Origin of the sequence: Methylotuvimicrobium sp. KM1, assembly GCF_044788715.1 — a bacterium.
Classification (GTDB): Bacteria; Pseudomonadota; Gammaproteobacteria; order Methylococcales; family Methylomonadaceae; genus Methylotuvimicrobium.
Genome location: NZ_CP173170.1, coordinates 1,833,892 through 1,856,269 on the forward strand (window position 1 = coordinate 1,833,892; position 22,378 = coordinate 1,856,269).

Genomic DNA, 22,378 nt, shown 5'->3' on the forward strand with positions numbered 1-22,378 from the left:
TCTACCACATATTCATCTGCTTGGTGAAACCACAAACTACCCCTCACCCTTCGGCAGCGCTCAGGAGAGCCCCTTCGACAAGGTTCTCCTGACTGCACCAACCACACCTCTCACTTTTATTTGCTAGGGCAATTGCCAAGACTTCATGAACGTTAGGTTTAGTCTTTTTAGATAGGAAAAATTATGATGATAAAAACGTTTACAAGCCGTCCGTTAGGTTTGTTCGGAACCGTGTTTTTGACCGGCGCGTCGGTCATGGTTATCGAGCTACTCGGTACGCGTATGATAGCGCCTTTTTACGGCACCAGTCTTTATGTATGGTCGTCGTTGATTTCGGTGACGATGATCGCATTGGCAACCGGTTATTTTCTCGGCGGTCGTTTAGCCGACTCCTCCAAACCGATCGGTCTATCGCTTATTATCGCGCTGGCGGCATTATTTACATTACTGATCCCTTGGATGACGAGGCCGGTATTACTGATGACCGATCCGCTCGGTTTGCGCGGCGGCGCTTTTACCAGTTCCTTGTTGTTGTTCGCGCCGGCTTTGACGATGCTCGGTATGGTCGGTCCCTTCGCCATCAAACTCGCTACACTGGAATTCGACTCGGTCGGTTCGAGCTCAGGAACCGTTTATGCGGTGAGCACCTTGGGCAGTGTGATCGGAACGTTGTTTTTGGGGTTCTTTCTGTTCCCGTTGGTGGGTTCGCGCGAGATTCTGATTGCGCTCGGCCTACTGTTAATGCTTTTGGCGTTGGGGGTCGCCTGGAGCGAAAAAAGGTCATTGGGATTTCGCTACAGCATGACGCCGTGCATTGCCTTGGCGTTTCTCGGCTTGATTCTGTTACCGAGCATCGTCGGTGCGGGTAACGTATTCGATGGGAACGGCAAGTTCAAAATCGTTTCCGAACATGAAAGCTTGTATGGCTGGGTACGCGTGATCGACCGGCCGGACCGCGATTTGCGTATGTTGACATCCGATGCCTCGACGATCGGCGCGGCAAGTATCGCCACCGGGAAAAGTTTGCTGACGTATCAGGAAATCGTCGGGTTGATTCCGGCTTTGCGCCCGTCGCTGCAGAGAGCTCTGATCGTAGGTTTGGGAGCGGGACATATGGCTGAAGTCTTACGCGAGCGTTTCGGTATCGCCGTCGATACGCTCGAAATCGATCCGGCTGTTGCCGGGGCGGCGGTTGCGCATTTCGGTTATGCTTCGAACGGTCGCGACATTGTCGGCGATGCGCGTTACGAAATAAGACGTTTGAAGGGGCCTTACGATCTGATCATTCACGATTGTTTTACCGGCGGCTCGGAGCCTTCGCATTTGCTAACTGCGGAGGCGTTGCTGCAATTGAAAGGTCTATTGACCGAACACGGCATTCTGGCATTGAATTTCGTTTCCTTTACGCAAGGCAATAACGAAGCATTATCTTCGGTCGCTAAAACGCTCGATCAAATTTTTTCTCGGCAAAGTACCTACCTTTCCGAACCCGGTGAAGATTTTAACGATTTCATTTTTTTGGCATCGGATGCGGCTATCGAAAGCGAGTCTCCGAAATTAACCGCACGCGAGCGATTCTGGCTCGAAAAAAGACAGTACTCCGTGTCGCGAACGCAAGGAATTGTATTGACGGATAATTTCAATCCGCTCGAATACATGCAAACGCATAAGGCGGAACATTATCGTAACGTCGTTTTGGGATGGTTCGGTGCGGATTTGCTGATACGCTGACGTCCTTGTTGCGATAGGCCGACGTTATTCGCTACATTCCGGTCGGATAACGCCAAGTCGGGCAGGGCAGCGCGCCGATATCGCTCAAACACCTCCATTTTAGCGATACCGCCGGTAAGGTCTTCGGTAATATGAATGGGGTTTACCATAACCATATCCGCCGTAATAAGGAGAATGGCCGTAATGCCTAGGGCTATAATATCCGCCCCGAAAATGCCGTCCGCCGTAGCCATGGTAACGGCCAAATCCGGTGTGTCTTCCATGAAAACCGTGACGTAAATGCGTGCCCCCTCGAAATCCATGGTGCGAATACCCGGATCCGCCCCGGTAATAACCTCTTGCCTCAACCGATTGGCTAACGAATAAGGCGGATAATGATAAGGCCAAAATAACCATTTTGATCAGTTGCTTAACGTTCATAATAAACCTCCTCGGTCTTTACGATCGCACTCTATACTCAGGGCACTGAATCACGCATGAATAGCGGGATAATTTACCAACGATAACCGCGCCGGCCGTAAAACCCGAATCTGCGATACGGCCTGAAACCGTAACCCAGCCCGAAACCGGCTCTATATCCGCCGTAGCCATATCCGCCATAACCGTAAGGATAGGAATAGCGTGCCGACACGGCGGGCCAAAAATAAATCAGAGAGGCCTGAACGACGGGCAATGTAATGGGGTGTTCCCCGACCTTTCCCTCGGTCTGCTCGCTGATGCGGCCGGCGATAGTCACTTCGCTGCCTTTCGGGTAGGCTTCAGGGTCGACAAAAGTCGGCGTTATTGCTAGAAACCGTCCCAGAGGCTGATCATTGCGGTCAGGGCGGCCGCTTCTAGTCAAGGGGTAACCTAAAAGATGAAGTGTCGTGGAGTCTTCTTCATTGATAACGTCAACCAATATGCCGCCCCAACGGACGTTTTTATCGCGGACGTAGGAAAAGTTGTCGAGCGCGTCTTGCATGACGATATCCGGTTCAGGCGCTCGCCGGATTACATCCGGTAGTTGGGAGCAACCTGTAATCAAAACAAGTGCGGCAGTGAGTAATAATCGAATTAACATGTCAGCCTCCAGCATGTATCCGCTTGCCTAGAGAATACAAGAAACTTTTTTTCAATGGGCCGAACGGCAAGTCGTTTCTAGAATCGGTCGATAAATCTCAGTCGAGATAAAAAGGAAAAGCTGAAAAATTGAACGCTTATCGAACCGGCTTATTTACTCCTTTTGATTGACAAACCGTCTAAGAATAAAAGGTACGGGATGTATCTATCGAGTACCGCCGTGAACCCATCCGAGGGGGCTTGACGTCAGCAATACCTGCTGCCGACATCCTCGCTAGCTACACCCCATATCTTCTTCATAAAGTTAATTAATTTTTGAGTTAAAAGGGAGTAGCTTCGGTTAGTAATTTAACGCTTTGCCGTTTTAAATACTTTGATGAGTCGTATAAGGAAGACAATCCTTACAATCGGTTGATGTTTTAGGATTGAATGAGAGGTCACTCGATCATGCGAAGCGGATAGTATCAATTGAGAACCGATAAGATAATTTTTATAATATTGCGTAGACTTTTTTTGTCCTTTCCGGCTTTCAACAGACTGTGTAGACCGTTAAGGTTACATAACAAGAAGTGGGACAGTGCTTCGGGATCTTTGCTGGTTGGTATGGTGCCTCGGGATTGAGCGAGCACAATCGCATCATAAAAAATTCGGCTAATTTTATCCGTGCTGTCCGAAACCAAATCGGCGATAATCGGGTCTTTTTGCGCGAACTCCGTTGCCGTATTCATAATCAGACAGCCCAGCTTAGTATCCGGTCTTGCTGCCTCGTCGGCGCAAGCATAAAAAATATGTTCGATAAAATCTCTACCGGTTTCGCATTTTTTCAAGGAATCCAATAAATCTTTGCGCAACATATCGCGGTAATGTTTGACACATAATTCGAAAAGGTCGTGCTTGCTGCCGAATGCTTGATAAAAGCTACTTCTCGAAATTCCCATCGCAGTCAGTAATCCTTGCAATGAGGCGGCTTCATAGCCCATTTTCCAAAAATAGCGCATCGCTGCGTCGATGGCCTGTTCGATTTCGAATTCTCTTGGTCTTCCTATTGCCATGATTTAGCTTCTTTCAGTTTAGAACGGCGTGTCTGTATATGCACATTCGATATCCGCTTGTAATACTTTAAATTAAAGAATGAAAATATCAGTTCAGTTGGATCGAGGTGATACAAGTAAAGGCGGATAATCCAAATATTTTTGAAATTATTCAGATTAAGTTATGTACACCAAGTTGCATTCTCGTGCTGAATAGTTACATATTTTTTTAGCTCCGATGCTAATGATACCGAAGTCGATTAAAAAGATTGTAAGATTTTTTGAGGCGTTCCGACTCATGGTTTAAAGTGTAGCGTCAAACGTTAGAAGAGAAGCTATTGAATACCGACAAATTAAAACCAGACAAATTTTGGCAATCGCGAAATATTTCAATTTAAATCCTACAGATAAAAACATGAATAAAATGGTCATTACCGATTCGATAAAAAATTATTACGGCAAAGTGCTCAATTCGAGCCGGGATTTGAAAACCAGCGCGTGTTGCACGGCCGATGCTTTTCCAAAGCATTTGCGTTCTTTGCTCAAAGATGTCCATCCCGAAGTCGTCGAGCGTTTTTACGGCTGCGGTTCGCCGTTGCCCCCGGCCTTGGAAGGCCGCACGGTTTTGGATTTGGGCTGCGGGACCGGGCGCGATTGTTATTTGTTGTCCCGGCTGGTCGGCGGGAACGGGCAGGTTATCGGCGTCGATATGACCGATGAACAGCTCGATATTGCGCGAACCTATCGCGATTGGCATGCCGAACGCTACGGTTATGCACGTTCGAATGTCGAATTCAGGCAGGGCTATATCGAGAATTTGGCGGCGTTGGACATCGCCGATAATTCGATCGACGTGGTCGTGTCGAATTGCGTCGTCAACCTATCACCGGACAAGCGGCGCGTGCTTTCGGAAATTTTCCGCGTACTCAAACCCGGCGGGGAATTGTATTTTTCCGATGTCTATGCCGACCGGCGCATCCCCGAAGCGCTCAAACTGGAGCCGGTGTTGCTCGGCGAGTGTCTGGCCGGGGCGTTTTATTGGGAAGATTTTCGCCGCGCCTTGCAGGGTCTGGGCTGTCCCGATGTGCGAATCGTCAGCGAAAGCCCGATCGACATCGATGATGACGAGGTGCATGCCAAAATCGGCATGATCGGTTTTCGTTCGGTCACGATACGAGCATTCAAGCTGCCGCTCGAAGACCGCTGCGAGGATTTCGGGCAAGTCGCGACTTACCGAGGCACGATCGCAGGTCATCCGCATTTTTTCGATCTTGACGATCATCATCATTTCGAAACCGGAAGGCCCTTGCGCGTGTGCGGCAACACTGCCGATATGCTCGGCGGCAGCCGCTACGGCCGTCATTTCGAGCTATTAGGCGACAAAAACGTGCATTTCGGTCTGTTCGACTGCGCGCCGCCGAACAGCAGTTCCAATCTAACTTCCGGCGCGGCGTGTTGTTGATGACCGCACGCGGCGCGATTGCCTTATTCGTCAAAACCCCGGGGCTCTCGCCGATCAAAACACGCTTAGCAGTCAAGCTTGGAACCGACAGGGCCGAGCAATTTCATTGGCAGGCAGCACGGTCAACGGCAGCCGTCATCAAACAGGCAGAACAATCATGCGAGCTTCAAGGCTATTATGCCGTGGCCGAAGAAATCGCGGCGACTAACGAAATTTGGCGAGGCATGCCGTGTCTGTGGCAAGGCGAGGGTGGTTTGGGCGAGCGCATGCGGCATGTTTATGAACATTTACTGCAAAATCATGATTTTGTTATGTTGGTAGGGGCCGACATTCCGCAAATGATCGTTGCCGACTTACAGCAAGCTTCACGTTGGCTGGCGCACGACGAGCAAGCCCGGTTTGCCTTCGGGCCGAGTCTCGACGGCGGCTTTTGGCTGTTTGGCGGCAATTGTTCGCTGCTCGGGCCTTGGTGGACCAATGTCGAATACGGTACCGCCGATACCGGCGCGCAATTTTTCAATGCGGTCAAACAATGGGGCGAGGTACAAACGCTACGTGTGCTGCAAGATGTTGACGAATCGTCCGATTTACTTGTCTTACATAAAGCACTGCAAGCACTGGCTTCGCCGGTACCGGAACAGGTACAACTGATGCGTTTTTTGTATGGGTTGACGACTGGGTTCACGACACTCGATGAGGAGCCTCATGTATAACAGCAAGCCGTTATTACTCAAAAGCGAATTCCCTGCCTTGCGCAGAGCGCAATTGACGACGCTACAGATGAACCTGGGCTATCTCTGTAATCTGAGCTGCGTCCATTGCCATGTCAACGCGGGGCCGAAGCGTACCGAACTGATGACGCGCGAAGTCATGGAAAAAGCGTTGCAATTCGCCGAAAAGCGAAGCATACAAACTTTAGATCTGACCGGCGGATCGCCGGAAATGAACCCGGATTTTCGCTGGTTGGTCGAGACCGCGAGACGACAAGGATTGCACGTCATAGACCGCTGCAATCCGACCATTTTGGTCGAGCCGGGCTACGAATGGGTCGCCGAATTCCTGGCCGGACAGCAGGTTGAAATCATCGCATCCTTGCCGTGTTATATCGGCGATAACGTCGATGCGCAGCGCGGTAAAGGGGTATTTTCGGCCTCGATTGCCGCGCTCAAACGGCTCAACGAACTCGGTTACGGCCGCCCGGACAGCGGCTTGGCGCTGAATCTGGTATTCAATCCGCAGGGCCCGGTGCTGCCGCCGCCGCAGGAAGCGTTGGAGCAGCAATACCGGGATCATTTGGCACGGGAGTTCGGTATCGTTTTCAACCGCTTGTTGGCCATTACCAACATGCCGATACAACGTTTCGGTGCGGTATTAATGGCGGGCGGCAAGCATGAAACCGATAGCCGGCAGGTTTTTGACGACTATCTGCGATTGCTCAAGGACGCCTATCGACCGGCAAACCTGAGCAAGGTCATGTGCAAAAGCTTGTTGAGTATCGATTGGCAAGGTTTCGTCTATGACTGCGATTTCAATCAAATGTTGGATTTGCCGCTGGGCGGCAAAAATCCGGTTTATATCGGCGATTTGTTGTCTGAAGACCTGGATTCGGCGCCGATTCAAGTGGCCGATCATTGTTTCGGCTGCACTGCGGGTCAAGGTTCCAGTTGCGGCGGTGCGCTCGAACCTTGACCCTTTGCTAATTAAATTTCGGCGCCGGGGTGCCCGTCAAAGGGCGTCGTGAATACGTCCATGTAGGCTCTATGACAGCATCCCTGCTGTCAAAGCCTTTGTGAGCGCCATGGATGGCGTGAATGTCGATTTTGCATTACGCCATGGATGGCGTGTATTAGGGCAATGCAGGAGCAATTGCCGAGGAGCAAAAATCGACCGAACACCCCGACGCCTCCATACCTTAATGCCGAAATTTGAAGTGCGATAGGTATAAACGGTAAATGTCTTGTCGGCGGCATCAAACGGTTCGGCAAAAAACGCGCTTAATTGCATGATCCAGGCTCCATTTGCCTGCACCGCCGAACAAGAGCGGCAGGAACATTAGTAGATACAGCAGTGGCAGCTTGTAATTTCCGAAACCTTTATTGCTGATGCTATAACCTTTCCAGAGCTCCGATAAAGTATTCCATTCGGCGGGCCAGTGAACGGTGTTGATCGCCACGACTGTCAATATCATCAACGAAAGCGAAAAAAAGCGAGTCGCAAATCCTAATATCAGCGCGATCGCACCGATAATTTCAAACCATGTTCCCATCAACCAGAGGAGATCATTGGATAATAAATCGAATGGAAAAGGAAATTTTAGATTATCGAACCAGTTTTCGCCTTGGTATTTCATCACTCCGGCTTCCCAAAATTCGTAGGCGAGGACCAAACGAAGCAATAAAGGCGGTAACCCGTCCGTATTACGATTTAGAAAATCGGTCGATTTTAGATAAACTCCTGCGAGTTTACCGAACATAACTCCGCATATTCCATGTGTGCCGAGTTGGGTCGAATCGGCTTCGGTTTGACCTAGGCTTTCATTTTTCATTAGTCACTCCAACTATAATTTGTTGATGCTTAAGATCTTCAATGATGTTGCGGCAATGGTTCAGAAATGGGGTGTGGTCGTCGATCTGCATTTCAATCGCCAATTGAAGAGCGGCTTGTTCGCCGGTCCGAAAGTTATCCTGGAACAATTCGATTAGCCTAGCCGATGCAGGACTCAATTGGATAAACTGAACGCGGTAATTCTTATCGCGGAGACCAGCCAAATAAATCGGCCGTTCTTTGATTCTATGCAATCTTTTTCGCCATCTTTTCCAGCCTGACCAATCGGCGTTTGTAGGGTTAATTTTATGGACCGGATACGCGTAGCGAAGTAAGTGTAAAACCGGATTCAGCAACGGAATGCCCGTCATCAAGTCGGGATGAGTTTGTAAACGGCTGCAGGCCGGCCCGTCATCGGCGGTTTCCAGCACCAATTCCATCCATTCGAAATGCGCCAGGTTTTTCATGAAGGCCGGTATCGAAGGCGTCGGGGTCTCGTTGATCAAGTAATCGATGAATTCGTCGGGAATCTCGCGGTAAAGCGGAGTTTGGCACCGGTGATCCCTGATGAAAGAGCGAACTAGATTTCGCCATTCGGCTTCATCGAGCAACTGGCGGAAAATCGGAAAACAAAGATGCAAGCTGCCTTCAATCTTGTTGAACAACAAACGGGCGTAAACACCTATCCGGGGCGGAAGATTGGAAGGCATGGTTTCGTTTTTCAGCGGATCCCTTAGATAATTGGTGAATTGACGTTGATAGGCCGAAATATCGGGGTTGTGGCTCGGATGGGTGCTCTGAACATGTTGCGTCATCGTCGGCTCCTACGCGCTTTGTTTGATGTAACGGCTTCGCCACTTGTATTGCAACGACTCGATTTGCCGTACTTCGACGAGCAATTCAGCCAATGGCGGAATGTTGAAATCCCGCTCCAACAGCGTTGGAAACAAACCGAAGCGCAAATAAGCAATGTCCAGTAATTCCCACACCGGATCGATCACCGCCTGGCCGTGCGAATCGATGATCAAATCGGGACCGTCGCGGTCGTGGCCCGCGACATGGCCGTACACGATTCGCTCTCCGGGCAGGCTCAATAAAAAATCGACCGGATCGTAGTCGTGATTGACGCTGTTGACATAGATATTGTTCACGTCCAGATGCAGCCAGCAGTCCGCTTCTTCGACGACGGCGCGAATGAACGTCGATTCGTCCATTTCTGATAGGGGCGATGCGGCGTAATAGGATGCGTTTTCGATCGCGATGCGATGTTCGAGAACATCCTGCACCTGCCGGATACGAGCTGCGGTGTAATGGACGGCCTGTTCGGTAAACGGAATCGGAAATAGGTCGTACAAATGGCCGTTGTTTGCGCAATAACTCAGGTGTTCGGTGTAAAGCTTAATTTGATGGTCGAACAAAAACCCTTTGATGCGCAGCAAAAAATCGAAGTCCAACGGGTCGGCGCCGCCGATAGAGAGCGACAGGCCGTGCGCGACAAAAGGGTAACGCTCGGTAAACCAGCGGAAATCGCGGGCCCGTTTGCCGCCCAGGTCGAGCCAGTTTTCCGGCGAAATCTCGAAAAAATCGATAGAGGGAGGAACACCGTCCATCAGCGGAAGCATGAGCTCCCGCCGAAGGCCCAGTCCGGCCCCGTCGAGCTGAAGTCTTTTCATGACGGGAGCCTCCGATTTATTCTTCGCCGGATTGCGACATACTGTCGCTGCAACCGCCTTCCTTCATTTTATCGCCGCACTTGCCTTCGCCGCATTTTCCTTCCTTGCTTTTACCCATCGAGGCGCCGCTACAGCCGCCTTCTTTCATTTTGTCCCCGCATTTGCCGTCGCTGCATTTGCCTTCGCCGGATTTGTCTCCGGCTTGAGCTAATAGCGTCGAAGCGGTTACTTTTTGCAGCGCGAAAGGGTTTTCGGACGCTTGCGCCAGCGGCGATGCCAACAGAGATACCGCGACCGCGCCGCTCAATGAAGAAATCAGTTTGCTTTTGTTCATGAAATAACTCTCCAAAAAATTGAAAAAAATACGGACCGGAACAAGGGGTACCGGTCCGTAGTCAGCGGAATCACCACCACAGCAACCGCAGACATGGGTTTAGTCGGGAGAGATCGAAAACCCTTACAAGAAAACTTAAAATAGATGATCGACCAATGCTGGATGAATAGACAGTGTTGGTATAGGGTGCCATGGTATGGGTAGTCATGCGTGGCAGGCGAACTGAATATTGCCGGTCAAGTACGAACGCAAATCGTCTCGATAACGATTCGGCGAGTGAAGAAATCGGTCACAGGCCGTTTTGAACGAATCGAAGCTCTGATAATATCGGCTGGTGAGCACTTTCTTCTTGAAGATCCGAACAGCGTATAAGATAGTCCGTAACGATCCAGCGCGGCGATGTTAGAATGACGCCCCGGTTTGAAGGCCTGCCACTAGCGGAAGGCCGCTCCCATCATGGTTGGAAAAACCGGTTCATTTTTGGCTACTCACTTAACGCGGGACAGTTTAACCTAAAAAGAGCAGTTGGCATGTGTTGTAGACCGTTCGTGCTGAGCCAAGTCGAAGCATGAAGGGTCTACAACACTTTCACCGGCTTGGTGAAGCCTCAAACTACCCCTCGCCCTTCGACAGGGATCTCCTGAGCGTAGCCGAAGGGCTCAGGGCGAACGGTAGTTTGAGGCGCTCAACTGCTCTTTTTAGGTTGACGGCATTCGACCGACATCAAGCGATTAAAAAAAATAACGATCTAATGGATAGTATTAAAACCAGCGACAGCACGACCCTTTCCAACTTCATCTGGAAAATAGCCGACGACCTGTGGGGCGATTTCAAACATACCGACTTCGCCCGCATCATCATTCCGTTACTGCTGCTGCGCCGTCTCGAATGCGTGCTGGAGCCGACCAAGGACGTCGTGCTCAAAGAATACGAAAACGAAAAAGATTCCGGCATCGATCTCGATCTGATCCTGCCGTCCTTCTCCGGCTTGCCGTTTTACAACTTCAGCCGGTACACGCTGGATACCCTGGGCGGCACCAATACCCGCGCCAATCTGGAAGAATACATCAGTAAATTCAGCGCCAATGTGCGCGTGATTTTCGAAGAATTCGGCTTTATCAACACGATTCACGAGCTGGACAAAGCCCGCCTGCTGTACCGCATGACGCGTCAGTTCGCGGCTATCGACCTGCATCCCGAGGTCGTGTCCGACCGGGTGATGTCCAATGCCTATGAAGACCTGATCCGGCAGTTTGCCGCCAGCATCAACGAAAAGGCCGGGGAATTCATGACCCCGAAAGACGTGGTGCGCCTGGCCACCAAACTGGTACTGGTTCCGGATGAAGCCGTGTTCTCGGAAAAAGGTGTGATCCGCACCGTGTACGACCCGGCCTGCGGTCTGCTCGGTTTTATCAGCGACGCCGTCGACCAGATCAAGCAACTGGGCTCAACCGCCACCATCGTGCCTTACGGCCAGGAACTGGACCCGAAAACCCATGCCATGGCGCTCACCGCGATGCTGATTCGCGGCTACAAGTCCGAAAACATCGCCCAAGGCAGCACGCTATCCAACGACCGGCACCGCGACAAACGCTTCCACTACGGGCTGGCCAATCCGCCGTTTGGGATCAAATGGGACAAGGACAAAGAAGCGGTCGAGAAAGAACACAAGGAACTGGGCTACGCCGGACGATTCGGCCCGGGCCTGCCGCGCGTCAGCGACGGCTCCATGCTGTTTTTGCTGAATTTGGTTAGCAAAATGGAGCGTCCGGAACACGGCGGCGGACGGGTCGGCATCGTGCTGTCCGGATCGCCGCTGTTTACCGGCGACGCCGGTTCCGGCGAGAGCGAAATACGCCGCTGGTTGCTGGAGCAGGATCGGGTCGAAGCCATCGTCGCGTTGCCGACCGATATGTTCTTCAACACCGGCATCGGCACCTATGTGTGGATTCTCTCCAACCACAAAGAACAGCAACGCAAAGGCAAGGTGCAGTTGATCAACCTGAGCGATACCTGGACCGCGATGCGCAAATCCGAAGGCACCAAGCGCCGCTATCTGAGCGACGAACAGATCGACGAGGTCGTGCGCGAATACGAGGCCTTCGCGGAAACCGCGCGCAGCAAAATTTTCGACACCACCGACTTCGCCTACCGTAAGATCGCGATCAAGCGTCCACTGAAAGCCAAGCTGGCGATCAGCAAAGAAAGGATCAAGACCTTGTTCGAGCAAAAGGCCTTCGAAAAACTCGACGAAGCGCAGCAAAGCGCCTGGATCGATTTTTTCAGGGACAACCTCGGCGACAAGGAATATCAATGGACCTTCGAGATCGTCAACGCCAAAAACAAAACCGAAGGCTTCGGTAAAACAAGCAAGGCGCTGGCCAATGCCTTCATTGCCGCCTTCATCGAACGCGACGAAGCCGCCGAGCCGGTGCTGGACGACAAAGGCCGGGTCATCCCCGACACCTCGCTCAACGACAGCGAAAGCATCCCCTTCGGCACGCCGGTGGAAGACTATTTCAAATCCGAAGTGCTGCCGCATGTGCCCGATGCCTTCATCGACTACAGCGTGCGCGACGCCAAAGACGGCGAAGTCGGCATCGTCGGTTACGAAATCAACTTCAACCGCTACTTCTATCAATACGTGCCGCCCAGGCCGTTGCATGAAATCGACGCGGATTTGAAGGCTTGCGAGGCTAGGATTCAGGCTTTGTTGGATGAGGTGGCGGAGTGATTGTTTCCGCTTATCCGCAATACCGGAACTCAGGGGTTGATTGGTTAGGTAAAATTCCAGAACATTGGAATGTAATTTCTGTAAAAGGGGTGTACCAACGGGTAAAAAGGACGAATTTTCCTGAAGCCGAATTGCTCTCTGTTTATCGCGACTATGGCGTTATCCCAAAGAGCAGTAGAGATGATAATAACAATAAAGAGTCAGATGATTTGACCCCCTATCAACTGGTCAAAGTGGACGATCTTGTCATGAACAAGATGAAAGCTTGGCAGGGTTCAATAGCAGTATCAGAGTACGAGGGGATTGTTAGTCCCGCTTATTATGTATACAGCCCAAGGCCGCGTCATGAAAAACTCCTATATCCACGATACATACACTACTTGCTGAGAAGCACAATATATATTACTCAATATCTGGCCCGTTCAAAGGGTATTAGGGTAAATCAATGGGATTTAGATGCTGGGGCTTTTGAGCGTATTGAAATTCTGCTCCCTTCCAAACAGGAGCAAGAGTACATCTTTACATTCCTAGACCGCGAAACCGCCCGCATCGACAAGCTGATCGCCGAAAAGCAAAACTTTATCAAGCTGCTCAAAGAAAAGCGCCAAGCGCTGATCAGCCACGTCGTCACCAAAGGCCTTGATCCCAACGTCAAAATGAAGGATTCCGGCATCGAGTGGATTGGCGAGGTTCCGGAGCATTGGGAGCTCATCAAATTTTCACATTTCGTCAGCATCAGAAATGGGCAAGTTGATCCAACTGAAGAACCTTGGAATAACTTTATTTTAATTGCTCCAAATCATGTTGAATCTTCATCTGGACGTATCCTTAAAAAAGAAACAGCTAGTGTGCAAGGTGCTGATAGTGGAAAGTATTTGTGTAAAAAAGGTGAGGTTATTTACAGCAAAATACGCCCAGCTCTTGCCAAGGCTTGTATTTGCGAAGACGAGGAAACAATTTGCAGTGCAGATATGTATCCACTGAATTGTGACTCGAGAATGCTGAATGAATATCTACTGTGGTTAATTTTGAGCAACGAATTCACTCGTTATGCAATTCTTGAGTCTGATCGCGTTGCTATGCCAAAAATCAATCGGGAATCCTTGGCAAAAATAAAGTTTCCTGTCCCACCCATTAACGAGCAACTATCTACGCTTAATTTGATTCACGACAATACCTCTCGTTTAGAAAAAGTCATTGAAGAAACCAATATTTCAATCGATTTGCTGAAAGAACACCGCACAGCCCTAATCAGCGCCGCCGTGACCGGCAAAATCGACGTGCGTCATAATAACCGTTGCCCGCCAAACCGTTCGTGCTGAGCCCTTCGGCTACGCTCAGGAGAGCCCTGTCGAAGCATGAACGGTTTGGCGCGGGGTGGGCGCCGGATTTCCCCGTCCCTCCTTCGACAAGCTCAGGACGAACGGGAAAATCCTTGTATCCCCAGAGAACAACAAATAACAAGGAGGCAAAAATGTTTTGGGTTTATATTCTTCGCTGCGCCGATGGCAGTTACTATACGGGCCATACCGATGATCTTGACAGGCGAATGGCGCAACATCAGGCAGGCGAATGTTGCGGATACACGGCTTCACGTCTTCCCGTGCAGTGCATCTGGTCTCAGGAAACCAATACCCGAGAAGAAGCGTTAGCGGCAGAGCGTCAAATAAAAGGTTGGAGTCGAAAAAAGAAAGAAGCCATGATGCGCGGTGACTGGGAAGAAGTTTGCCGCCTTGCGCGGAGTAAATCCGCTCATCCTTCGACAGGGCTCTCCTGAGCGTAGCCGAAGGGCTCAGGATGAACGGATTTACTTTGATCAGCGTCTGCTGTTTCCCAAGCTCCTGTGGCTGTGAAAGTATTGGCGAATACATCATAAAAAATTTATTCACCATGAAGAGCATGAAGAAAAACTTTGATATCAATAACTTAATTCTTCATCCTAAATAGAGCAGTTAAGGCTTGAAAAATCCCGTTCGTCCTGAGCCGGTCGAAGGATGGATGGGATTTTTCAATCACCCGGTGGGTGAGCGTGTTGTAGGCTGTCCACGCTTCGACTTTGCTCAGCGCGAACGGCCTACAACAGCCCGCGTAGTTATGGATAACCTTCGTTCCTCCGATTACACTAAGCTTTTATCCTAAAAAAAGCATTTGAGGCTTCACCAAGCCGGTAAAAGTGTTTTAGCCCCTTTATGCTTTGACGTGGCTCAGCACGAACGGTCTACAACACATGCCAACTGCTCTTTTTAGGTTTATTACCATTGAAAGAGGTAGACCATGAGCATTTCTATTGATGAGATTGATTCTGTGGATTTTTCTGATGTAACTGACATCAGCGGTGGCAAGCTGCCGCCCGTTCACCCGGGTGAAATCTTGCTGGAAGAGTTTCTCAAGCCGCTAGGCATCACTCAGTACCGGTTTGCCAAAGGAATTAACGTGCCGCAGCGGCGTATCGGTGAAATCGTTGCCGGTAAACGCGCCATCACCGCTGATACAGGACTGCGTTTGTCGCGTTTTTTCGGTATGAGTGAGGGTTTTTGGGTGGGTTTGCAAACCGATTACGACACGGCAAAAGCCAAGGATGCCTTGGGCGAGGTGTTGACGCGCATTCATCGACTTGAAGCATCGGGGGCAGGCTGAAGCCGTGCGACAGGGGGATTCGTGCCTCGACGCAATTTTAAGTTATATCTTTCGCACTTCAAATTTCGACAGTGCCGGAAGAGGCGCCTGGGTGTCCGATAAAGGCTTTGCCAGCATGGAGCTGGCATAGAGCCTACAGGGGACGTATTCACGGCGTCCTTTAGCGGACACCCAGGCGCTGAATTTTGATCTACGACGGGTATAACGAAACCGGGTTTTGTTTAACTAAAGGGCGGGCTAAGTTAACGGAAACGGCTCTGTTTTAACTTAGCGGGCCAGTGATTCAATGTTGACGTGAAAAGCGAACGGCCCGGTGAGCGTACCGAAGCCGAGACGCCGGTTGTGTACTGCTAATCCATTTGGGAGCAAACTTAACCAAATTCCTCCTGAATGGCGAGTTGGCAAAAAATAACCTGATTACTTACAAGCTTCAGCTAAAATCGGTACTTTATCGATCCCATGAATTCAGTTCATAGCGTCACCCCGATATACCCGAAGGGCATAAAGAGATTGCCAGGGTCCAGATCGCATGGATGCAACTATGCAACGTATTAAAAGGAAAATGAGTACGTCCCTGTACACTGGATACCGGCAATCCCTGCCGGTATGACGGGTCGTTTGACCTTTATCAAATTGGCTGAATGTTCTAAGTAATCAGGAAAAATAATACATCAATCCAGAAATGACTACGGCAGCCCATCACGAAGTTCACTTAGAAACCTATATCGTCAAAAAGCTGGTCGCTAACGGCTGGGTGGAGGGCGCCGATAGTCATTACGACCCGGTGCGTGCTCTGTACCCCGAAGATGTGGTGAGCTGGATTAAAACCTCTCAGCCGCAAACCTGGGAAAAACTCACCCGATTGAATGGCGGCGATGCCGATAAAGCGGTGTTGGATAGACTGGAGAAAGCGCTGGCGGCCAAAACCGGCGGCACCATCAATGTTCTTCGCCGAGGCTTCGATATCGCGGGCGCGGGCAATATAGCGATGAGCCAGGCCGCCCCGGAGGATGACCGCAACAGCAAGGAGGTCGCGAAATACCAAAACACTATTCTGCGCGTGGTGCGGCAATTGAAATACTGCCCCACGCGAGAGTGGGCGATTGATTTGGGCTTTTTCATCAATGGTATTCCTGTGGCGACGGTAGAACTAAAAACCGATTTTACCCAGGCCATCGAGGATGCGATTTGGCAATACAAGCGCGACCGCTTGCCGCAAGATCCGATAACCCGGCGAAAAGAGCCCTTGTTGACCTTCAGGCGCGGCGCCGTCGTGCATTTTGCGATGAGCGACAGCGAGATTGCAATGACTACCAAGCTGGACGGCGAGAAAACCTTCTTTTTGCCCTTCAACAAAGGCAATGACGGTCATGCGGGCAATAAGGCCCGCGACGACGGCGAATATCCGGTGGCCTACTTTTGGGAGGAAATTTGTCAACGCGATGCCTGGCTGCGCATTTTTCACAGCTTCGTGTATGTGGAAACCAAGGATACGGTCGACAAGTTCGGCATGCCCTACAAGGCCGAGACCTTGATCTTTCCCCGGTATCACCAGTTCGAAGCCGTGAATGCGATGATCGCGGACGCCAAGGCGCTGGGTCCGGGTCGGCAGTATTTGTGCGAACATTCTGCCGGGTCAGGCAAAACCAGCACCATCGCCTGGACGGCTCACGATCTGATCAAGCTGCGCTATCCCGATGGCAATGCCTATTTCAACTCGGTGATTATCGTGACCGACCGAACCGTGCTGGACGCTCAATTACAAGATGCCGTCAAACAATTGGATCACCAGTTCGGTGTGATCGAAACCATCAATGCCAATCTGCGCGGCGGCCGGTCCAAAAGTCACCGGCTGGCTGAAGCGCTCAAGCAGGGCGTGCCGATCATCGTCGTGACCATTCAAACCTTCCCGTTTGCGATGGAAGCCATTTTGACCGAACAATCGCTCAAAAACCGTCATTTTGCGGTGATCATCGACGAGGCGCATACCTCGCAAACCGGTTCTACCGCCCAAGGATTGAGGGCGGCGCTGTCCTTGGATTCCAAGACAAAGCTCGAAGAGATGAGTCTGGAAGAGGTGTTGCTGGAGATTCAGAAATCCCGTGTGCGCCCCGCCAATGTCAGCCATTTTGCGTTTACCGCAACGCCGAAACACAGCACGTTTACGTTGTTCGGTAGACCGGAAAACCCAGACTTGCCGGTATCGGACGACAACAAGCCGGTAGCCTTTCATCGCTATACCCAGCGGCAAGCGATTGAGGAGGGCTTTATTCTCGATGTGCTTAGAAACTATACGCCATATTCGCAAGCCGTTCATTTGGGCGATCAGGGGTTAAACGATAAACGCGTGGACAAAAAATTCGCCCGCCGATCGTTGGCGCGCTGGAAGTCGCTTCATCCGACGATCGTTTCTCAGAAAGTGGAGTTCATCATCGATCATTTCACCCGCAATATTGCGGGGCTTTTGAGCGGCGAGGCGAAAGCCATGGTGGTCACGAGCGGGCGAGCGCAGGCGGTCAAATATAAATTGGCTTTCGATCGATACATTAAAAAACACAATCTCCAACATATCAAAGCCTTGGTCGCATTCTCCGGCAAGGTGGAAGGCCAATTGCTCGGCAAAGACGACGAGAAGGATTCCCTCGGTATCGATATCGAAAAAGAATACACCGAATACAATCTCAATCCCGATGCCACGGGAGACTTGCGTCAGGAATTCGAGCGTTCCGAATATCGGGTGATGATCGTCGCCAATAAATTTCAGACCGGTTTTAATCAGCCGAAGCTGGTGGGCATGTATTTGGATAAGAAAGTCAGCGGCGTCGAAGCGGTGCAAACGCTGAATCGCCTCAACCGGACCTATCCGGGCAAGGACGTGACTTATATCATCGATTTCGTCAACGACCCGAAAACCATTCTGGATGCCTTCAAGCAATACGACGACGGCGCGGAATTGGAGTCCGTTCAAGATTGCAATGTCGTCTATGACGCGAAGGCCCTATTAGACAATGCGGGCATCTACCAATTCGAAGACCTTGAAGCCTTCAAAAAGGCCAGAGGCAAAGCGGTTCCGGGCAAGGAAACGGACGAAAGCCTGCATAAAAAGCTCTATAGCGCGACCCAGCGTCCCACGGACGTCTTCAACAGCAAATTGAAAGTACTGTCCGACGCCATCGAAAAATGGGATGCCGCGATCGAAAAAGCGGTTGCCGAAGGCGATAAAAAAGCGCGGGAATACGCGGAAGCTCAGCGCAGCGAATTTGCCATAGAGCGGGAAGGCTTGATGCGGTTTAAAACCGATCTGGGCCGTTTCGTGCGAATATACAACTATATTGCGCAATTGGTCGAACTCGACGATGCGGAACTGGAAAACTTCGCCGCGTTCGCGAAGATTTACAGTAAACGCTTGGCGGGCATTTCCCCCGAACAGATCGATTTGACCGGGCTGGTGCTGGCAAACTATCAAATCCGCGCCGAACAAAAAGTCGATGAGGAAGGCGAAAAATATCTGCTAAAACCGATCAAGCCGAATGAAGCGGAGCCGAGCGACAGGGAAAAAGAGTTTATCAGTCAAATCATTGCGCGGATGAATGAGCTGTTCGGCGATATTTCCGGCGATGTGGGTCAACGGCACTTTACCTCTCAGATTGTCGATATTGCGATGAGAAATAATCGCGTGACGGAGCAGGTGGAAAACAACACCAAAGAGCAGGCATTGCAGGGCGATCTTCCTCGGGTGGTTCGGGCGGCAACGGTTGACGCGATGAAATCGCATAATGATTTGGCTAGGGTACTGTTGAAAGATAAGCAAACCATGGGCGCATTTTTCGATCTCGTTTACGACATTATGAAGCGAGGCGACGCCAAGGATCTGATTGACCGGCCTTGATTTGCCGACGTTATCCGGCAGTTTTATCCGGCTCAAGAATACGGGCCCAATTTGCCTTAATGCCCGTTGAAAAAAGTGCTGAGGACTGAGAGGCTCTAATCGAGCACATCCTTGATGATCTTGCCCTTAATACTTCGACTTGGCTCAGCACGAACGGTCTACAGCACATGCCAACTGCTCTTTTAGGTTAGAAGGTTAACCGCCTTTAGACGATTCATAAAGAGGCTTCTTTGAGGGGGTAGCAGAAATAAGCCCCGGCTATGCCCATGTGCAACAGTATTGAATCAGTTTTGGTCGTTAGCATCGGGTTCGCCGGGGGATATATCACTAATCGGCTATTGGTAAGCCGCTCGGTACTCGATAGGGTACTTTATTGCGCATATCCAAACTAGCAGTGTCGGTTAGTGCATTCAGGAAATCGAGTAAAGAGTCGATTTCTTGGTCGGTCAGGTTAACCGGCTGAAGTTCGATTCTGGCCTTTAACTCTGCACGGCTGATTTCATCGCTGTGGATGATGCCATCGATTTCATTCAAGTCGTCCCGAGGCGGTAGACGAGCTTGGCTGATATCGTAATTATCCAGGCTTTGTTCAGGGTTAAGGTGATGTCTAATCATGCCTTCCAATGTGTCATAGGCGCCATCATGACCCCAAGGTCCGGTAATGGCTACGTTTCGCAGAGTAGGGGTTCGGAAACGATAGCGATCGTCATTGTTTCCGGTAACGCGCTCGCGACCGAAGTCGTCGTAACCGAACAATCCGTCGCCTTTTCCCGGGCCAATTTGTGGAATTCCCAAAGCGTGAAATTGGTGATCGGTTTGTAGAGGACCGCTGTGACAAGACATGCAGTTGTCTTTGAAAACTTTATACCCCTTTTTTTCCGAAGAGGAAGGGCTGTATTCGCCTCTTAAGTAAAGGTCATAACGGCTGTTGTCGGCACGAAATGCAGTCGCTTCGAAAGCACCGATAGCATTGGCGATATGGACGAAAGTTACATCCTGATCGGCGAGGCCAGGATAGGCTTGGTGAATTAAGTCGCGATATTCATCGATTGCCATTACCCGAGCCGTCAACAGTCTCCATACTTCTGTAAAGTTATCTGCAGTTGCGGCATCTCCCACGGGATTTTCTCCGGCTTGCCCAGCCATCTCGGTGGTGGAAGTCACTGGAAACATGGCTTGAGCTGCAAGAGAATGATCCAAGCCTTCAGGTAAAGCGTCACCGGCCGGGGAATCGAAGCCGGAGGGGTGATTAGGGGTCGTTGTTAAACGCCCGTCATGAAACATGGTGACGAATTCTTTTGCGCCCAGGTTGAATAAATGAGGTGCATTTCTTGGTACCCGCTCATGAATAGCGTCGATGCCGCTGCCGGTATCTCGCGTAACTCCCAATCCTTTGCCTCCTTCGCCGACCGACAAAGCCAAGCCGTCGCCTGTGCCGGCCATTGGGTGGTGGCAAGAAGCGCATGAGATATTGAGATTTCCGGATAATATTTTGTCATAGAAGAGGAATTGTCCTAGTTTGATTTTTTCCGAACTGGAATTGTGAAAATCCATGTCGGTCAGGGCATTTTGGTTAGCGTATGTTGTCGGAGCAAACATTGCGCCGAGTAATCCTATTTTGATTATTTTTTTCATTCTGGTCTTTGCTTGTTTAATTAACACAGTCTGAATAAATGCAAACAATATGCCAGGAGTAATTTTTAATCAAAAAAAATGAAAAAATCCCCTAAATTTTAGTCTTCTATTACGAATTGTCGGGTTATCTTACTTGGATAAGTGAATAATGATGGCAATACAATTTAGGTTAAATCACCCAATAGTTTAGGTTGAGCAGCAGCGTTTAGGTTAAATAACATAGTTGATAATGAAATTCGGGTAAATATTCAGTTACCCTCTTGAAAAAGACGAATACATTGAGGCAGATGGTAGGGCGCCAACAGTAGGCGTTTTAGGTGATGCAAGGCCGTAAAATGCTCCTCGGCTCTCCTGCATTGCCCTAATACACGCCATCCGTGGCATAATGTATTTTCTGTATTCGTGGCATCCTTGTTACTCAGAAGTTACCGGGGGGTTAGAGGAGATTTTTTAAATAAATTCCCCTCAACCCTTAAGGTATCCCCAAAACCGCTCTTTCCCATGCTCTGCGTCACGGCCATTAAGTTAAGCCGTTCGTGGTGAGCCCTTAGGCTAATCTCAGGAGAGCCCTGTCGAACCATGGGCGGCTTAACTTATCGATTCGGACTTTTCCATTCACCATTCGACAAGCTCTCAAGAAATAGCTTTTTTGTATATGTAAAATCAATGGCTTGCGAATATATAAAAATACCCAAAATTACGTCAAACAGCGACTGTTTCCTGGTAACGCCATGCGACCGAAGGGCGCTTAGTTTGCTCAGGGCGAACGGAAAAGTCCTTAACTTAATGGCAGTGATGCTCTGCGTGGGAATGCCGCTTTAGACGCTCTGCGTCGATTGCGGCGGGCAATTGGATTAAGAAACTGTTGAGAATTGTATCGTTGCTCTTGTCGGTATTATCGACCTCTGGGGACGCAGAGCGTCCCGGGATGCATTCCCACGCAGAGCGTAGGAACGATGAAAAAAATCAATATATCTATCAATTTTCAGCCATAGCAAATTGTTTTATTTGGCTATTTCGTGGGGATACGTCAGCCTCAATCCCCCCTTTTTCTAAGGGAGAGGCAAAGTTCCAACTTGTTTTAAATGCAGGGGGTCTGAACAATTACATTGAAACGTAGACATGAATAATCGGCGGACGGGTCGAACCGCCGATGTGCGAATTCTGTATGAATATCGGAGATTAAAAAATTTTTCATGTTGAAGTGCTTCTTTGCCAGTAGGCGCCCGTTACGTCAAGAGAGTGAACGGCCTGATTGTTATCTACAATCTAAAATTCGACCGTTATGTTAGTCGATGTAGATAATCGCTAAGTTCTGGTATTATTGCAGCAAAGGGCTTTTGATTAAAATGATGATTCGTAGCTAACTGTTCAGTGAGCACACAAAGAAAATTAATTGAAGAAAGTTCCAGAAATTTAACGGAAGGTAATCAAGAAGTGGTGCCGAGGAGAGGACTTGAACCTCCACGCCCTTGCGAGCACTAGCACCTGAAGCTAGCGTGTCTACCAATTTCACCACCTCGGCAAAGGTGTGCTGTATCAGCGAAGTGAGCGCGCACTATACCGATTGCTTGATATACTGTCAATACTATCAACGTCTAAAATTGCTGAGGTCTGTCTGTTTACTGTCCATTAACCGCTTGATGCAC

Annotated in this window: 17 protein-coding genes and 1 tRNA gene; 9 read left to right on the plus strand and 9 right to left on the minus strand. The window is 50.0% G+C overall.

Annotated features, from left to right (window positions below):
- Nucleotides 1–183 precede the first annotated feature (183 nt).
- Entirely contained in the window at nucleotides 184–1,731 is a 1,548-nt protein-coding gene (locus ACINK7_RS07805; protein ID WP_404360771.1) for a fused MFS/spermidine synthase, read from the plus strand.
- Here the strand turns inward: ACINK7_RS07805 and ACINK7_RS07810 are convergent.
- From ACINK7_RS07810 to ACINK7_RS07820, 3 genes are all read right to left on the minus strand, one after another.
- On the minus strand, nucleotides 1,680–2,078 hold the full coding sequence (locus ACINK7_RS07810; protein ID WP_404360772.1) for a hypothetical protein: 399 nt from the start codon (nucleotides 2,076–2,078) through the stop codon (nucleotides 1,680–1,682). The two genes, ACINK7_RS07805 and ACINK7_RS07810, sit on opposite strands and share 52 nt — an antisense overlap.
- Before the next feature lie 146 nt (nucleotides 2,079–2,224).
- Entirely contained in the window at nucleotides 2,225–2,791 is a 567-nt protein-coding gene (locus ACINK7_RS07815; RefSeq protein ID WP_404360773.1) for a Slp family lipoprotein, read from the minus strand.
- A gap of 463 nt (nucleotides 2,792–3,254) precedes the next feature.
- Entirely contained in the window at nucleotides 3,255–3,842 is a 588-nt protein-coding gene (locus ACINK7_RS07820) for a TetR/AcrR family transcriptional regulator (RefSeq protein ID WP_404360774.1), read from the minus strand.
- A 394-nt stretch (nucleotides 3,843–4,236) separates the two neighbouring features.
- Between ACINK7_RS07820 and ACINK7_RS07825 the strand changes: the two genes are divergently transcribed.
- The 3 genes from ACINK7_RS07825 to arsS are packed head-to-tail and all read left to right on the plus strand — an operon-like array spanning nucleotide 4,237 to nucleotide 6,972.
- Complete coding sequence (locus ACINK7_RS07825; RefSeq protein WP_404360775.1) at nucleotides 4,237–5,283, plus strand: methyltransferase domain-containing protein; 1,047 nt, start codon at nucleotides 4,237–4,239, stop codon at nucleotides 5,281–5,283.
- A complete protein-coding gene (locus ACINK7_RS07830; protein ID WP_404360776.1) occupies nucleotides 5,283–5,996 on the plus strand; it encodes a TIGR04282 family arsenosugar biosynthesis glycosyltransferase in 714 nt (237 codons plus the stop codon). Before ACINK7_RS07825 ends, ACINK7_RS07830 begins: the two co-directional genes overlap by 1 nt.
- Complete coding sequence (gene arsS, locus ACINK7_RS07835; protein ID WP_404360777.1) at nucleotides 5,989–6,972, plus strand: arsenosugar biosynthesis radical SAM (seleno)protein ArsS; 984 nt, start codon at nucleotides 5,989–5,991, stop codon at nucleotides 6,970–6,972. Before ACINK7_RS07830 ends, arsS begins: the two co-directional genes overlap by 8 nt.
- A gap of 280 nt (nucleotides 6,973–7,252) precedes the next feature.
- On the opposite strand, the gene ACINK7_RS07840 is transcribed toward arsS, so the two are convergent.
- From ACINK7_RS07840 to ACINK7_RS07855, 4 genes are read right to left on the minus strand one after another with little or no spacing between them, the layout of a single operon-like run.
- Nucleotides 7,253–7,828, minus strand: a complete 576-nt coding sequence (locus ACINK7_RS07840; RefSeq protein ID WP_404360778.1) for a DoxX family protein — start codon at nucleotides 7,826–7,828, stop codon at nucleotides 7,253–7,255.
- Nucleotides 7,818–8,642, minus strand: coding sequence for a DUF2063 domain-containing protein (locus ACINK7_RS07845; RefSeq protein WP_404360779.1), 825 nt, complete (start codon nucleotides 8,640–8,642; stop codon nucleotides 7,818–7,820). Before ACINK7_RS07845 ends, ACINK7_RS07840 begins: the two co-directional genes overlap by 11 nt.
- 9 nt (nucleotides 8,643–8,651) lie before the next feature.
- Complete coding sequence (locus ACINK7_RS07850) at nucleotides 8,652–9,500, minus strand: DUF692 domain-containing protein (RefSeq protein ID WP_404360780.1); 849 nt, start codon at nucleotides 9,498–9,500, stop codon at nucleotides 8,652–8,654.
- A 16-nt stretch (nucleotides 9,501–9,516) separates the two neighbouring features.
- Nucleotides 9,517–9,834, minus strand: coding sequence for a hypothetical protein (locus ACINK7_RS07855; RefSeq protein ID WP_404360781.1), 318 nt, complete (start codon nucleotides 9,832–9,834; stop codon nucleotides 9,517–9,519).
- Between the two features lie 751 nt (nucleotides 9,835–10,585).
- Between ACINK7_RS07855 and ACINK7_RS07860 the strand changes: the two genes are divergently transcribed.
- The 5 genes from ACINK7_RS07860 to ACINK7_RS07880 all read left to right on the plus strand — a co-directional run bounded on the left by ACINK7_RS07860 (nucleotide 10,586) and on the right by ACINK7_RS07880 (nucleotide 19,094).
- On the plus strand, nucleotides 10,586–12,568 hold the full coding sequence (locus ACINK7_RS07860) for an N-6 DNA methylase (RefSeq protein WP_404360783.1): 1,983 nt from the start codon (nucleotides 10,586–10,588) through the stop codon (nucleotides 12,566–12,568).
- A complete protein-coding gene (locus ACINK7_RS07865) occupies nucleotides 12,565–13,890 on the plus strand; it encodes a restriction endonuclease subunit S (RefSeq protein ID WP_404360784.1) in 1,326 nt (441 codons plus the stop codon). Before ACINK7_RS07860 ends, ACINK7_RS07865 begins: the two co-directional genes overlap by 4 nt.
- 152 nt (nucleotides 13,891–14,042) lie before the next feature.
- Nucleotides 14,043–14,345, plus strand: coding sequence for a GIY-YIG nuclease family protein (locus ACINK7_RS07870; protein ID WP_404360785.1), 303 nt, complete (start codon nucleotides 14,043–14,045; stop codon nucleotides 14,343–14,345).
- 497 nt (nucleotides 14,346–14,842) lie between these two features.
- A complete protein-coding gene (locus ACINK7_RS07875) occupies nucleotides 14,843–15,205 on the plus strand; it encodes a HigA family addiction module antitoxin (RefSeq protein ID WP_404360786.1) in 363 nt (120 codons plus the stop codon).
- 682 nt (nucleotides 15,206–15,887) lie between these two features.
- A complete protein-coding gene (locus tag ACINK7_RS07880; RefSeq protein ID WP_404360787.1) occupies nucleotides 15,888–19,094 on the plus strand; it encodes a type I restriction endonuclease subunit R in 3,207 nt (1,068 codons plus the stop codon).
- A gap of 327 nt (nucleotides 19,095–19,421) precedes the next feature.
- Here the strand turns inward: ACINK7_RS07880 and ACINK7_RS07885 are convergent, their stop codons facing one another.
- Both ACINK7_RS07885 and ACINK7_RS07890 read right to left on the minus strand, forming a co-directional pair.
- Nucleotides 19,422–20,729 (minus strand): cytochrome-c peroxidase, encoded by a 1,308-nt coding sequence (locus tag ACINK7_RS07885; protein ID WP_404360788.1) that lies wholly within the window; start codon nucleotides 20,727–20,729, stop codon nucleotides 19,422–19,424.
- Between the two features lie 1,438 nt (nucleotides 20,730–22,167).
- A tRNA-Leu gene (locus ACINK7_RS07890) sits at nucleotides 22,168–22,254 on the minus strand.
- Nucleotides 22,255–22,378: the final 124 nt, after the last annotated feature.

Bases quoted from the DNA above. Each gene is read 5' to 3' on its own strand.
- ACINK7_RS07805 (WP_404360771.1), top strand. From the start codon at position 184: ATGATGATAAAAACGTTTACAAGCCGTCCGTTAGGTTTGTTCGGAACC.
- ACINK7_RS07815 (WP_404360773.1), bottom strand. From the start codon at position 2,791: ATGTTAATTCGATTATTACTCACTGCCGCACTTGTTTTGATTACAGGT.
- ACINK7_RS07820 (WP_404360774.1), bottom strand. From the start codon at position 3,842: ATGGCAATAGGAAGACCAAGAGAATTCGAAATCGAACAGGCCATCGAC.
- ACINK7_RS07825 (WP_404360775.1), top strand. From the start codon at position 4,237: ATGAATAAAATGGTCATTACCGATTCGATAAAAAATTATTACGGCAAA.
- ACINK7_RS07830 (WP_404360776.1), top strand. From the start codon at position 5,283: ATGACCGCACGCGGCGCGATTGCCTTATTCGTCAAAACCCCGGGGCTC.
- arsS (WP_404360777.1), top strand. From the start codon at position 5,989: ATGTATAACAGCAAGCCGTTATTACTCAAAAGCGAATTCCCTGCCTTG.
- ACINK7_RS07840 (WP_404360778.1), bottom strand. From the start codon at position 7,828: ATGAAAAATGAAAGCCTAGGTCAAACCGAAGCCGATTCGACCCAACTC.
- ACINK7_RS07845 (WP_404360779.1), bottom strand. From the start codon at position 8,642: ATGACGCAACATGTTCAGAGCACCCATCCGAGCCACAACCCCGATATT.
- ACINK7_RS07850 (WP_404360780.1), bottom strand. From the start codon at position 9,500: ATGAAAAGACTTCAGCTCGACGGGGCCGGACTGGGCCTTCGGCGGGAG.
- ACINK7_RS07855 (WP_404360781.1), bottom strand. From the start codon at position 9,834: ATGAACAAAAGCAAACTGATTTCTTCATTGAGCGGCGCGGTCGCGGTA.
- ACINK7_RS07860 (WP_404360783.1), top strand. From the start codon at position 10,586: ATGGATAGTATTAAAACCAGCGACAGCACGACCCTTTCCAACTTCATC.
- ACINK7_RS07870 (WP_404360785.1), top strand. From the start codon at position 14,043: ATGTTTTGGGTTTATATTCTTCGCTGCGCCGATGGCAGTTACTATACG.
- ACINK7_RS07875 (WP_404360786.1), top strand. From the start codon at position 14,843: ATGAGCATTTCTATTGATGAGATTGATTCTGTGGATTTTTCTGATGTA.
- ACINK7_RS07880 (WP_404360787.1), top strand. From the start codon at position 15,888: ATGACTACGGCAGCCCATCACGAAGTTCACTTAGAAACCTATATCGTC.
- ACINK7_RS07885 (WP_404360788.1), bottom strand. From the start codon at position 20,729: ATGAAAAAAATAATCAAAATAGGATTACTCGGCGCAATGTTTGCTCCG.